This is a genomic window from Dehalococcoidia bacterium (assembly GCA_022451965.1).
Classification (GTDB): domain Bacteria; phylum Chloroflexota; class Dehalococcoidia; order Lucifugimonadales; family Lucifugimonadaceae; genus TMED-70.
In genome coordinates this window covers 17,512-30,487 of record JAKUNJ010000008.1, presented here as the reverse complement: position 1 = coordinate 30,487, position 12,976 = coordinate 17,512, and the positions used below count along the sequence as shown (strand labels likewise).

Genomic DNA, 12,976 nt, shown 5'->3' with positions numbered 1-12,976 from the left:
CTCCTAATCTATATATTGTATTGTTCTATCTAGAATTTTATGAGCTAACTCTGATTTTTTCATAAGTGGTAAATCTTCACACCCATATTTATCAACTAATGTGGCTTTATTATTATTTGAACCAAAACCACTTCCTTCTAAGGTTATATCATTTGCAACTATCAAATTACAATCTTTTGATAGCAGTTTTTTTTTAGCATTTTCTATCAAGTTTTCTGATTCAGCTGCAAAGCCAACCTTAATAATTTTTTTATTATCTATTTCGGATAAAATATCAGGATTTTTTTCTAATTTTATTGAGCTTAGTAGTTCTTTTTTTATTTTATGTTTAGAAAATTCTTTTACTCTGTAATCAGAAACCGCGGCTGACATAATAATTAAGTCATTATCATCAATATTTCTTAATACTTGATCTCTCATATCTATCGCACTTTTTATAGGGATTTTTTTTATACCGTTAATTGAATTATCATCAATTCTTCCATGTACAAAAGTTACTTTTGCTCCTCTTTCTCTTAATGCTTCTGCTATTGCAATACCCATTTTACCTGAAGACCAGTTTGATATAAATCTTACAGGATCTATTGGTTCAATTGTTGCTCCAGCTGTGACTATTGCATTTAAGTTTTTAAAGTCTTTTTTTTTTTTTAAAATAGATTTGATTTCTTCTATAAGGATATCGGGTTCAGTCATTCTGCCGAATTCATTTATTCCTGATGCTAATCTTCCTTTTGTTGGTCCAGAAATTTTCATATTTAATTCTATCAATGTTTTTATATTTGATTGAACTTGTTTAGAGTTATACATATTCCCATCCATAGCAGGGGCAATAATAACTGGAGCATTTGAAGCCAAAATAGTGCCTACAATTGGTTCATTAGAAATTCCAAGCGCAATTTTTGCAATAGAGTTAGCGCTAGCTGGAGCTACGACAATCAGATCCGCTTCTTTTGCAATACTCACATGATCTATAGACAGATCAGTTTTTCCTTCGTAATAACCTGTTATTACTTGGTTGTGACTTATCCCAGAGAATGATGATTCACCTACAAACTCCTTTGCCGATTTTGTCATAATTACTCTTAGGTTTACACCTTCCTTAACTAATGCAGATGCAAGAAAAACAGACTTGTATGCTGCAATAGATCCTGTTACACAAAGAACAATATTTTTATTTTTCAAGTAAGTCATATATGTATTTTAACCCAATAAATGATAATTTTTCGTTATAGATATATTCAAAATCTAATTTTGGTATTATTAATTCACCACCACCGCCAGTGATAATAAGCTTTATATCATGATCTTTAGAAACTATTTTTTTATATTTATTGAATACACCTTTTATTAATTCTACATATCCAAGAATTATTCCTGATTGAATTGATTCAGTAGTATTATTTCCAATTATATTTTCAGGAATTCTTAATTCCACTGGTCTTAACAACGCAGTAGAATTTGCAAGGCTTTCTGATGCCATGTTCAAGCCAGGAAGAATTGAACCTCCAATATACTCATTATTTTTAGTAATTGCGTTAAATACTAAACAAGTACCAATATCTAGTATAATATTTGGCTTTCCATATAATTTTACAGCTGCAATACTATCTACTAATCGATCTATACCAACGTCTTCAGGTGGATTATATTTATTTATAATTGGTAAATTATTATCATGACTCAAGACTAGAGGTTTTTTATTTGTTAGAATTTCAGACGCCTTTGATACAATTTGAGTTTTGTTTGGTACAACTGAACTAATTATTGTTTTAGTATTCTGAGCAGTTTTATCTGTTATATTGAGTAATTGTTTTATTGATGTTGCTATTTCAAACTCTGATTTGTTGTCTTGAGTAGAAATTTTAGCACTATGAATTAATTTATTATTATCAAATAAACCTAGATCTACATTACTATTACCAATGTCTATTGTTATTAGATTATTCATATAATTTATAATTTCAAAAATTTAATTATAAACTATCTGCCATTGGAAAAATTTTTGAAATTACTAAAGCACATGCTTTAGCTATTTCAATGTGTTCTTTTTGTGTTCCATGAGAAGCTCTTAAGTCAATATAATGTATCCAGCTCCTTAGGGTACCATTCATATATAATCTACTAACTGTATTACCTTCTGGAAGAACTACTCTTGCCTGTTCTTTTGCGATACCGTTTTCTATAGCCCATTCATATGTCTTAATTGCATTTTCTATAACTTTTTTTTGTTTTTTTGACCATTCATTTTCTAGCTCTGAATTTTGATTTTCTATAGAATTTTGTCTATTTTTATTATCTTGTAATCTTGCTTCTCTTATTACAAAATCTAGATCTTCTGTTGGATTTGCATATCTTTGGCTGAACTCTTGAAAACTAAAACTTCTATGTCTTAATATCTGTCTCGCAATATCTCTAGTGGTTTCAATTTCTAAACATACATTTACCATCTCTAAGGGAGACCAATGATAATTTTTTATAAGATAATTTATAAGTTTTTCACTTGTTTCAGAATTTAGCTGATTAGAAGGATTTGAAACTCTTGCACAAAATGCTATTAATTCTTGAACATCGGTTAATCCTAAGTTTTCAAATTCATTAGAGGCTTGTGAATAACTTACTAATTTAACCGTTGGTGTCATAATAATAGCCTGGAAGGCTTTTCTAAGAGTTCTTTAAATTCTTTCATTAAGAGAGCTCCTTCAGCTCCATCTCCAACTCTATGATCTGCTGATAAAGTGGCATACATTATTTGCCTAATTTGAATGTCATCATTTATGACTTTTGCCTCTTTTTTTACTTCACCTAGGGCTATAATTCCACTTTGAGGAGGAACTATTATTGCAGTGAAGGCATGTGTACCAAACATACCTAAGTTAGATGTAGAAAAAGTTCCAGAGGTTAATTCTTGATTTGATAGAGGATCTCCATTTCCTCTCGCTCTATTTCCCAAATCTTTAGATTTAGAAGCAAGAGATATTAAATCTAAATTCTGTGCATCTAGAATTGCTGGTACTATCAAACCTTGTTCAAGAGCAATCGCAATACCAAGATTGATACTTGAGTAAGAAATTAGTTTGTCTCCATCAAATGAAGTATTCCATTTTGGATATTTTAGCAAAGAGTTTATAGTTGCTTTCAAAACTAGGTCATTAACTGATATTTTAATTCCATTCTTTTCAATATCTTCATTTATGTCAGAGCGCATTTTCATTGCTTCAGTCATATCAACTTCTACCGTAACTTGAAAATGAGGTATTTCGGTTTTTGATTTAACTGTAACTCTAGAAATAGCTTGCCTCATAGTGTTTAGCTGAATATCAGAGCTATCTAGATTTATATTTTTACTATTACCCAATTGATTGGATGAAACTAATGAAGGCCCAGGAACGTGTTTCTCAACGTCATCTTTTGTAATCCTTCCATCAGGTCCTGACCCTTTAATGTCTGCTAAATTAATATTTTTTTCATTAGCTAATCTCTTTGCCATGGGAGAAGCTTTTATTCTTATTGAATCAGAACTTAAAGTTATATCTACTTTTTGTAAATCTTTGGTGGAATTATGAACTTCTTCACCTGAGTCACTAGAATTAGTCTCTTTAATTGAGGTAGAATCTGCTATTTTATTTGAAGTTTCTTCAGTAATAACTGTCTCTTTAGATTCTTCTGCTTTTTCAGGGATATCTTCATCCATATCTCCTATATAGCCAATAATTTTTCCTACTTGGACAACTGATCCTTCAATTGAAGTTATTTTTCTAAGAAATCCTTCATCGTAAGCTTCCATTTCAACTACAGTTTTATCGGTTTCAATTTCTGCTAATTTATCACCCTTAGATACTTTATCTCCTTCATTTTTTAACCATTTGACTATGGTTCCTTCTGTCATATCAGCTCCCATTGAGGGCATTGTTATTTCATTAGCCAAAACAAACTCCTAATAACTGCTATTTATTTATCATCTTACTTAGAATATCTTCAACAATTTCACTAGAATCTGGATATGCATTGCTCTCAAGATTTTTATTATAAGGCCACGGCACATCTTTTGCTCCTACTCTAATTATAGGAGAATCAAGCCAATCATTGAAGTTTTCTTGGACATCTGCAACAATTTCAGCCATAATTCCACCATTTCTTCTTGAAGTATCTAGAGCAAGCATTTTATTGGTTTTCTTTATAGACTCTCCAATTGTGGCATAATCAATAGGATTTAAAGATCTAAGGTCAATTATTTCAGCATTTATTCCTTTTTTTTCTAGAATATCAGATACTTCATTAATAATTCTAATGCCAGCTCCGTAAGATAATAATGTAAGATCTTCTCCTTTTTTTGTTATGTCTGCAGATCCCAAAGGTATTTCATAGTATTCGTCTGGAACTTCTCCTTTGACTCCATATAGCAATGCAGGTTCTGCAAATATCACTGGATTATTATTTTTTATTGAAGATCTTAATAAACCTAACGCATCTCGTGGATTTGAAGGGCAAACACAATATAGACCAGGAACTTCAGCAAGCCAAGTTTCAAAACTTTGAGAATGTGTTGCTGCAAGCTGAACACCTGCCCCTGTAGGTGCTCTTATAACCATAGGTACATTAATTTGTCCTCCCGACATATACCTAATGTTAGCAGCCATATTTACAATTTGGTCAAAACCTACAAGTGAGAAACTTATTGACATGAGTTCAATAATTGGTCTAAGACCAGCACTAGCTGCTCCTATCCCCGTTCCTATGAATGTTGCCTCAGAAATAGGAGTATCTTTTATTCTTTCAGGACCAAATTTATCAAGGAAACCATCAGTCACGGCATAAGCACCACCATAAGCACCAATATCTTCACCCATGATAAGAACATTTGGATCATTTTGAAGAGCTTCTTCAAGTCCTTTCTTTATAGCTTCTCTCATTACTAATTCAGGCATAATATTTAACTCTTCATTTTAGTTCTATTTATATATATCATTATAAACTTCAGAATTTTTAGGTTCTGAACTTGAATCTGCAAATTCAACAGATTCTTTTACGGTGATATTTACTTCATTATGTATCTTATCTAAATCTTTTTTTGTGGCAATACCTGCAGATAGAAGCCATTCAGGAAACCTGACTATTGGATCTTGTTTTTCCCATTCTTTTATTTCATCTGTCTTTCTATATTTTTGACCATCGGCAAGAGAATGCCCGACAAATCTAAAAGTTTTACATTCTAAATAAAAAGGTCCGCCATTATGACGAACCTTTTCAATTGCAATTTTTGTAGCCTCTTTGACCGCTAATACATCCATACCATTGACTTGTGCTGCAGGAATATCATAAGTGCTTGCAGCTGTATAAAAATCTTCTCCACCGGCTCTTACTCTATCTATAGATGAACCCATTCCATACTTATTATTTTCAAGTATGAAAAGTATAGGTAGCTTCCAAACAGAAGCTAAATTTAGGGTTTCATGATAAGTTCCTTGGTTTGTAGAACCATCTCCGAAAAAGCAAACTACTAGTCCGCCAGTTTTTTTATATTGACATGCTAAGGCTAGCCCTGTGGCAAGAGGGAATTGACCCCCTACAATTGCATGTCCTCCCATAAATTTCTTGCCAGAATCAAAAAGATGCATTGAGCCACCTTTTCCTTTAGATAATCCTGTACTCTTTCCAAATAGTTCAGCCATAGATCTATTAATATCTAATCCTCTAGCAATTGCATGGCCGTGATCACGATAATGGGTAACAATATAGTCTTCATCTATTAAATTAGAAATTGATCCTACAGCTGTGGCTTCCTGACCTATGTATAAATGAAGAAAACCTCTTATGTTGCCTTTAGTGTAATTTTCACCACATGCTAATTCGAATTGCCTAATAAGAAACATCTTCTTATAAAGCTCTAGCATTTCTCTCTTTTCTAATGAAATTTTAGAAGTTCTTAAAGTTTTTTTATTATTTTCTCGTTTTAATGTCGCCATAAGCAAATTTTAAATGAAGTTTTATATTACATCTAGCTTTTAAGTAAACATTTACATTATTTTTTCATTTTAAGTGAAAATGCTTTAGTTACATTTCTTAGTATCATAGATATTGTCATTGGACCCACTCCACCTGGTACAGGTGTTATTTTATAAGCTAAATCTTTTAATTCATCAAATTTAATATCTCCTATTAATTTATATCCATTTTTTTTTGTTTTATCTTCTATTCTATTTACCCCCACATCAATTATGATTGATCCTTTTTTTACCATATCAGCTGTTAATGTGTTAGGAAATCCTGTTGCAACTATAACTATGTCCGCCTTGATAGTATGCATTCTTATATTTTTTGATCTACTATGACAAACTGTGACTGTGGCATTGCCTAATTCAGATTTAGATGACAAAAGTAAAGCTAATGGTATGCCAACTAATTTACTTCTACCAATTATAACTATATTAGATCCTTCAGTTTTTGCATTTATTTCATGAAGTAATATCTGAATGCCTAATGGTGTTGCTGGAACAAACCTGGGATTACCAGAAGCTAGTAAACCCAAGTTTTCATTAGTTAATCCATCTACATCCTTACTTGGAGAAATAGACTGAATTATTTTTTCATCATTTAAACTTTTTGGTAAAGGGAGTTGAACTATTATTCCATGAGTTTCAGTATCTAAGTTGATTTTATTAATAAAGTTAATTAATTCACTTTCTAAAATATTTTCCTCTAATCTTTCCACATGACAAAATATTCCTACTTTTTTACAAGCTCTTTCTTTTGCTTTTACATAAGATATTGAAGCAGGATTCTTGCCAATTAGAATTACTACTAGTTTTGGGACTTTTTTATATTTGATTATTAGTTCTGATATATCTTTTCTAAGCGAATCTTGAATTGAAGTACTAATTTTTTTTCCGTCAATCAAATTTGAAATTGTTTTTTCCTTTCAAAAAAAAAAAATAACCTTATACTAAATATATATATTATTGAAATTTAAAAAATGCTCCTTACAGGTATAGATATTATAGAAATTTATAGAATAAAAGAAGTCTGTGAAAGATATCCGGAAAGATTTATGAATAAAATTTTTACCAAACAAGAAATTGAATACTGTAGAGGTCGTTTCCCTCAAATTTCTGCTAGATTTGCAACAAAAGAAGCCGTTATGAAATTATTAGGCACCGGAATTAGGGGAGTACCATGGAAGTCGATAGAAGTATATAGAGCTAGAGGAAAAGCTCCAAAAGTAATTCTTCATGGAAATGCAAAAAAGAAAGCAAATGAACTTGGCATAAAAGAAATTGCATTATCTATTAGTCATTCAAGAAATTACGCAGTTGCATCTGTTGTTTCAGTATAAAAATATGATAAAACTGCTATGAAAAGTGCTATAAATGAAAATATTAAGGCACCTAAAATTAATTCCTCAAAAACAGATAAACCTGCTAAATTTATAGATTCGATCATTTCTTGCTGATCATTGACATTTGAAGTAAATATTTGTGTGCCAGAAACTAATTCAGAAAATTTTGCAGTACCAAAAGTTGTCATTATAGATAATCCAAAAATCATTCCAATCATTCTAGAAAAAGAAATCATTGATGACGAAATACCTCTGATTTTTTCAGGTATTTTTTTAAGTCCAGCATTATGAATTGGGACTATATAAATTCCAAATCCTAATCCAATTATCATGAAAATAAAAAACAATTCATCTGGTGGCTCAGATATATTTAGTGAGTAAAGAAAAATTCCTATAGAGCATATAAATCCTGCAATCATTAATGCCATAAAATTACTTAATTTTGATATAAATATTCCTAAAATTGAACCAACTCCTATAAATAAAGTTAGATTTAATAAAGACAATCCTATTTCTAAATTTTCCATTTGATGAATAGTAGATGCTGAAAGTGGAATAGTTACCATAATAACAATTAAGCTAGCTCCTACAAAAAAATGAATAAATGACGATGTCATAAATGATTTATTATTCAGGAGTTCATTGGGTAAAAAGTTCTGATGTTTTTTCAAAATTCTTATTACAAATAATGATGACAAAACTAATAGAGTTGAAATTATTATTAAAGCAGAAAAATCAATTCCATTATACTCAGATATTAAATAAGTAGAAAGAATTATAATTACAGAAAAAATCATTATGTCAAAAATTTTTATTTTGATTTGAGAAATACTACTTTTAGGTAAAAAATACATAAGAAATATTATCAAAATTGATATAGGTATGTTAATTAAAAATGCGGTTTCCCAATTAAAATATTCTATAATTAGGCTCCCCCACAGAGGCCCAATTACTCCACCTAACTCTGCAGAAGCTCCAATTAAACCAAATCCATATATCCAATATTTTTTTTCTAAAATTAAAGACACTCCTACTATGCAAATTGGTATTATGGCACCTCCACCCATAGCTTGTAAAAATCTAAATATAATCATCCACATTAATTTTGAAGGGAAATAAGAATTTTCAGGTATTGAGTTTGTGATTCCAATTAGTAAAGAACCTAATGAAAAAATGATTAGAGAAAATATTAAGGTAGATCTGTAGCCAAACTTATCACATATCTTGCCTGCAATTGGCATAATTATAGTAAAACCTAGAAGGTAGGAAGTTATAGTCCATGAAATTTTATTTAGTTCACCTATAGATATTCGTAAATCTAACACCATACTGGGTAATAGTGTGACAATTACAGTTTGATCATCAGCTGCTATAAAAACTGCTAAGCAAAGAATAGAAATATAGAATATTTTTTTATCTAGAATCAAGGCTCATCCCATTCTATTTCAACATTCCAGTTAGAAAATGAAATTTCTCTTATGGTATTACTTAAGTCATTGGGTTGGACTTCTCCAAAAATTAAAATTTTTCTTACAAATCCTTCATCATTTATAAACAATTCAATATCCACATTTTTATCAGGAATTATTATATCTCCGACTAAAGAAGTTAGATTATTTGAATTAATATTTGCCCTCAATAGATACTCTTTATTTTTGTATTCAACCAACCTAATCGATTCTATTTCTGAATAAATATCTCCCAAAATATTTATAGGATCAATATTTCTAAATGGATTATCTTCCTCTGGAGTTTTCATCCAATCAAAAGATATTGGATTAGTAATCCAATACTGATCGTTTAGAGATAAATATGATAGTTTTATAAGGAAATTATTAGAGATTATTTCTGCATCTATCATGATATTTTTTGGTTTCTGAATATCACCATTTGCTCTAGAAATATTATAATTTCCAGGTAATTCAGTTGATCCATTTTTATGTTTTAAATCAAAAGAAAAAGATTTAGAATTTACTATTTTACTTTGTGATAAAGATATTATTTCTTCAGAACTTAAAGATTCGATTGAAACATTTTTTGAACAAGAAACTATTAACATTAGTAACATTAGTAAAAAAAAATTCTTAGTATAATTTATTAATTTATTTATTTTGTCTGTCACTTGTTTTTTTAAATTTGAAAACTATTGTATATTTAACATTAACATTTACTTGGGGAGCTCATAAGGGCTGAGAGGGTATAAAACCGACCCATAAAACCTGAACTAGATAATTCTAGCGGAGGGAAGAATGAAAAAAAATATAATCTTAGAAAAAATTTATTATAGCTTCAACAACGAAGCTCCCATAATTAATAATCTTTCTTTCGAATTTCCTAGTGGTCAAACTATTGCAATTTTAGGACACAGTGGATGTGGTAAAAGCACTCTACTTCAAATGATTTCAGGAATACTAAAACCTATTTCTGGCAATATTACGATAGATAACAACAAAGATTTACTCGGAAATATTTCTTACATGCAGCAGAATGACCTACTATTTCCTTGGTTAACTGTAAAAGAAAATGTTCTTTTACCATTGAAAATTCTAGGTGATAAAAGTCAATCAAGTTATGATGATGTAATTGAAAAGTCTAAAATTCTTGGGATAAATGAATATATTGATTTCTATCCAAATGAATTGTCTGGAGGATTGAAGCAAAGAGCTGCTTTTCTTAGAACTATCATACAAAAATCAGAATTTATTTTATTAGATGAGCCTTTTGCATCTCTCGATGCAATAACTAGAATGGAACTATACATATGGTTAGAGCAATTAAAGAAATATATAAAAAAATCAATAATTTTAGTCACTCACGATATCGATGAAGCAATTTTTTTATCAGATAAAGTTATAATCATGGGTTCAGGCAAAAATAATTTTAGGTTTCAAAAAGATATTTCTATGCCCCATCCTAGAAGCTCAAATATTAATATGTCTGGTGAATTTCTTGAGATTCGTAAAGATCTCTATTGTAGATTAGAAGAGGTAAGGTAATTGTTAGAAAATTTATATAATAAATTAATAAATTGGTATTTACCAATTCTTGCCTTTATTTTTATCATAGCGATTTGGCAAATCTTATCAATTATGAATTTATTTGAACCTTGGCTTTTACCATCTCCATCAGCTATTTTTTTGGAATTCTTAAACTCAACAAGTTTTCTGTTATATCACATGTCAGTGACAGGATATGAAATTATATTAGGTTTAGCACTAGCAGTGATTCTAGGAATAATTTTAGGTTTTTCAATGACTCTTTCGAAAGTTTTAGAGAGATCTATATTGCCATATGTAATTGCATCTCAAGTGATCCCTATTTTTGCTCTTGCACCTATTCTTATTGTTTGGTTTGGAGCTGGATTATTATCTAAAATTATAGTGGTGTTCTTAATATCATTTTTCCCTATATGCATAGGAGTTTTTGACGGGCTTAATAAAAAAAATAATGAAATGGAAAATATGCTGAAAACTATGGGAGCATCAACTTATCAAATTTATTCATTATTAAAAATTAAATTAGCTTTACCAAGCTTTTTTTCAGGTCTTAAGGTTGCTGCTGTAAGCTCAGTAATAGGAGCTGTTGTAGCAGAATGGATTGGATCGAAAGCAGGTTTAGGTTGGATTATGAAAGTATCTGGACCCTTATTTCAAACTGAAAGAGTTTTTGCTTCAATCTTTTTATTATCATTATTTGCATCAGTTCTTTTTTTATCAGTAAAAATAATAGAAAAAAAATTAATCAAGGGAGTTTATTAATGAAAAAAATATTACTAGGAATAATTTTAGGAATATCTTTTATAAGTTGTCAAAATGACAAATCTGTTTCCATAGCATTAGATTGGTATCCAAATTCTAATCACTCAGGAATATATTCAGCTATTGATGAAGGATTTTTCGAAAAAGAAAATATAAATTTAGAAGTTTATACTCCTTCTGATCCTACTGCAATAATATCATCAGTTGCAAGTGGTCGTGACGATCTTGGACTATCATATCATCCAGATATTTTACAAGCTCAGTCTGCGGGGCTAGATGTGATTTCAGTTTTAAGTATTTCCCAGCATCCATTAAATTCTATTATGACTCTCAAAGAAAAAAATATACAAACTCCTAGTGACTTAAAAGGTAAAACAATTGGTTATCCTGGAATTCCATCAAATAAAGCAATGTTGGAAACTGTACTAAATAACGAAGGCTTAAATATTGAAGATGTTGATACGATTGATGTCGGATTTGAACTAGTTAAGGCCTTAGTATCAGGTTCAGTTGATGCAATAATAGGAGCTTATTGGACCCATGAATCAATAGTTATGGAGCTTCAAGGTTACGATATAGAAATTATGAGATTAGAAGAATGGGGTGTCCCAGATTATTATGAACTACTGTTAATTACTAATTCAACATTTTTAAAGGAAAAAAATCCTGAATTGAAAAAAGTCGTAAGTTCAATTAAAAAAGGTTACGAATTCTCTATATTAAATCCTGAAAAATCAATTGATAGCTTAATCAACATAGCTGGAAAAGAAATTGTTGAAGAAGAGGTTGAGAGAGCAGGAATTAAGTTATTAATACCAATGTGGCAATCTGAAGGTGTTAATTTTGGATATCAAGATTTAAGTAAATGGTATGATACGTATAATTGGATGAATGAAAATAAATTTTTGGATAAATCTCTTAATATTGAGGATTTAGTTTATACCAACTTTTCAAATTAATATTTATTTTAAGGCCAAAGTAAAATTCCAGATAATTCTGTTTCTGCTTCTAAAAGATGCCCTTCGATACTTGTGACATATATTTTATTATTTATAAATGTGCAATTTGTCGGCCTTTCGCAAGGAGCTAAATGGCGTTCGACAATTTTACCATCTTGGTCAAATACAACTATGCTCCCACTTGGTCCAGATAACTCCCATCCAGTAGCAGCGACAATATAATTTTCATTGCTATTAGAAGAAGCTAAAGTCATGCCATCTATTCCTCTGTGAGGACCAAAGTCATGTAAAACTTTCATATTGCTTAGAGATCCATCAGATTCAACTGAATATGACCTTAGTTCTCTTTCTCTGTCTGCTCTATAATCTGATTGAGCTACATATAAAATATTTTGCTCTTCATTGAATAATAAACCATTCGGCATGGAAGTATCAAAAGTCCTTCTATTAGTTGTGTAAGTTCCATCCGAATTTTTATCTGCGGAAATTATTGCAGAAAAACCTATTCCCATCTCTGGATTTATGTCCTCAACCCTATCTGAAAAGTAAATGGACCCTTTGCTATTTATAGCTAAATCATTTGGGGCATTTAGTTTTTTACCATCTAATGAATCAGCAATTATTTCTTTTGAACCGTCTATATTATATTTTGAAATATTTCTTCTTGATCCTTCACATGCAAATAGCTCTTGATCTTTATTATAATTTAGTCCATTTGCTCCTCCAGTATCAGATATAAATTCATAAACTTTGTTGTTACTTGGATTGTATGAAAGAACTCTATTGTGAGAAATATTTGAGAAAAGAAGTTCTTTACCGTTCCAGCAAGGCCCTTCAGTAATAGTCCCAATATTTGGTATAACATTTTTGAAAATCCAAGACATTTATAACCTCTGTTAGAATATTTACTATAAATATTTATAACT

Annotated in this window: 14 protein-coding genes and 1 riboswitch; of the genes, 4 read left to right on the top strand and 10 right to left on the bottom strand. The window is 30.1% G+C overall.

Features of this window, described 5'->3' with window-relative positions:
• Positions 1 to 3: 3 nt before the first annotated feature.
• From coaBC to MK083_05480, 7 genes are read right to left on the bottom strand one after another with little or no spacing between them, the layout of a single operon-like run.
• Complete coding sequence (coaBC, locus tag MK083_05510) at positions 4 to 1,191, bottom strand: bifunctional phosphopantothenoylcysteine decarboxylase/phosphopantothenate--cysteine ligase CoaBC (GenBank protein ID MCH2673912.1); 1,188 nt, start codon at positions 1,189 to 1,191, stop codon at positions 4 to 6.
• The gene (locus tag MK083_05505; protein ID MCH2673911.1) at positions 1,172 to 1,948 is read right to left on the bottom strand and encodes a type III pantothenate kinase; all 777 of its coding nucleotides are present in this window, start codon (positions 1,946 to 1,948) and stop codon (positions 1,172 to 1,174) included. The genes coaBC and MK083_05505 overlap by 20 nt, the downstream gene beginning before the upstream one ends.
• Positions 1,949 to 1,973: 25 nt before the next feature.
• Entirely contained in the window at positions 1,974 to 2,639 is a 666-nt protein-coding gene (gene thyX, locus MK083_05500) for an FAD-dependent thymidylate synthase (GenBank protein MCH2673910.1), read from the bottom strand.
• The gene (locus MK083_05495; GenBank protein ID MCH2673909.1) at positions 2,636 to 3,925 is read right to left on the bottom strand and encodes a 2-oxo acid dehydrogenase subunit E2; all 1,290 of its coding nucleotides are present in this window, start codon (positions 3,923 to 3,925) and stop codon (positions 2,636 to 2,638) included. Before MK083_05495 ends, thyX begins: the two co-directional genes overlap by 4 nt.
• Positions 3,926 to 3,944: 19 nt before the next feature.
• Entirely contained in the window at positions 3,945 to 4,925 is a 981-nt protein-coding gene (locus MK083_05490) for an alpha-ketoacid dehydrogenase subunit beta (protein ID MCH2673908.1), read from the bottom strand.
• Positions 4,926 to 4,949: 24 nt separating this feature from the next.
• A complete protein-coding gene (pdhA, locus tag MK083_05485; GenBank protein MCH2673907.1) occupies positions 4,950 to 5,963 on the bottom strand; it encodes a pyruvate dehydrogenase (acetyl-transferring) E1 component subunit alpha in 1,014 nt (337 codons plus the stop codon).
• 56 nt (positions 5,964 to 6,019) lie between these two features.
• Entirely contained in the window at positions 6,020 to 6,895 is an 876-nt protein-coding gene (locus MK083_05480) for a bifunctional 5,10-methylenetetrahydrofolate dehydrogenase/5,10-methenyltetrahydrofolate cyclohydrolase (protein MCH2673906.1), read from the bottom strand.
• 75 nt (positions 6,896 to 6,970) lie between these two features.
• On the opposite strand from MK083_05480, the gene acpS reads away from it, so the two are divergent.
• A complete protein-coding gene (acpS, locus tag MK083_05475) occupies positions 6,971 to 7,330 on the top strand; it encodes a holo-ACP synthase (GenBank protein MCH2673905.1) in 360 nt (119 codons plus the stop codon).
• Here acpS and MK083_05470 read toward each other — a convergent pair.
• Both MK083_05470 and MK083_05465 read right to left on the bottom strand, forming a co-directional pair.
• Positions 7,300 to 8,760 (bottom strand): MFS transporter, encoded by a 1,461-nt coding sequence (locus MK083_05470; GenBank protein ID MCH2673904.1) that lies wholly within the window; start codon positions 8,758 to 8,760, stop codon positions 7,300 to 7,302. The genes acpS and MK083_05470 overlap by 31 nt on opposite strands.
• Positions 8,757 to 9,392, bottom strand: coding sequence for a hypothetical protein (locus MK083_05465; GenBank protein ID MCH2673903.1), 636 nt, complete (start codon positions 9,390 to 9,392; stop codon positions 8,757 to 8,759). Before MK083_05465 ends, MK083_05470 begins: the two co-directional genes overlap by 4 nt.
• A 103-nt stretch (positions 9,393 to 9,495) precedes the next feature.
• A riboswitch (TPP riboswitch) is annotated at positions 9,496 to 9,596 on the top strand.
• Here MK083_05465 and MK083_05460 point away from each other — a divergent pair.
• The 3 genes from MK083_05460 (at position 9,583) to MK083_05450 (ending at position 12,050) form a co-directional block, all read left to right on the top strand.
• Positions 9,583 to 10,329: an ABC transporter ATP-binding protein gene (locus tag MK083_05460; protein MCH2673902.1), complete on the top strand. Its 747-nt coding sequence runs from the start codon at positions 9,583 to 9,585 to the stop codon at positions 10,327 to 10,329. (Overlaps the previous riboswitch by 14 nt.)
• A complete protein-coding gene (locus MK083_05455; GenBank protein ID MCH2673901.1) occupies positions 10,330 to 11,091 on the top strand; it encodes an ABC transporter permease in 762 nt (253 codons plus the stop codon). It begins immediately after the preceding gene.
• On the top strand, positions 11,091 to 12,050 hold the full coding sequence (locus MK083_05450) for an ABC transporter substrate-binding protein (protein ID MCH2673900.1): 960 nt from the start codon (positions 11,091 to 11,093) through the stop codon (positions 12,048 to 12,050). The genes MK083_05455 and MK083_05450 overlap by 1 nt, the downstream gene beginning before the upstream one ends.
• A gap of 8 nt (positions 12,051 to 12,058) precedes the next feature.
• Here the strand turns inward: MK083_05450 and MK083_05445 are convergent, their stop codons facing one another.
• On the bottom strand, positions 12,059 to 12,934 hold the full coding sequence (locus MK083_05445) for an SMP-30/gluconolactonase/LRE family protein (GenBank protein MCH2673899.1): 876 nt from the start codon (positions 12,932 to 12,934) through the stop codon (positions 12,059 to 12,061).
• Positions 12,935 to 12,976: the final 42 nt, after the last annotated feature.

Coding starts and splice junctions, on each gene's coding strand:
- coaBC (MCH2673912.1), bottom strand. CDS start 1,191: ATGACTTACTTGAAAAATAAAAATATTGTTCTTTGTGTAACAGGATCT.
- MK083_05465 (MCH2673903.1), bottom strand. CDS start 9,392: ATGTTAATAGTTTCTTGTTCAAAAAATGTTTCAATCGAATCTTTAAGT.
- acpS (MCH2673905.1), top strand. CDS start 6,971: ATGCTCCTTACAGGTATAGATATTATAGAAATTTATAGAATAAAAGAA.
- MK083_05505 (MCH2673911.1), bottom strand. CDS start 1,948: ATGAATAATCTAATAACAATAGACATTGGTAATAGTAATGTAGATCTA.
- thyX (MCH2673910.1), bottom strand. CDS start 2,639: ATGACACCAACGGTTAAATTAGTAAGTTATTCACAAGCCTCTAATGAA.
- MK083_05445 (MCH2673899.1), bottom strand. CDS start 12,934: ATGTCTTGGATTTTCAAAAATGTTATACCAAATATTGGGACTATTACT.
- MK083_05490 (MCH2673908.1), bottom strand. CDS start 4,925: ATGCCTGAATTAGTAATGAGAGAAGCTATAAAGAAAGGACTTGAAGAA.
- MK083_05460 (MCH2673902.1), top strand. CDS start 9,583: ATGAAAAAAAATATAATCTTAGAAAAAATTTATTATAGCTTCAACAAC.
- MK083_05450 (MCH2673900.1), top strand. CDS start 11,091: ATGAAAAAAATATTACTAGGAATAATTTTAGGAATATCTTTTATAAGT.
- pdhA (MCH2673907.1), bottom strand. CDS start 5,963: ATGGCGACATTAAAACGAGAAAATAATAAAAAAACTTTAAGAACTTCT.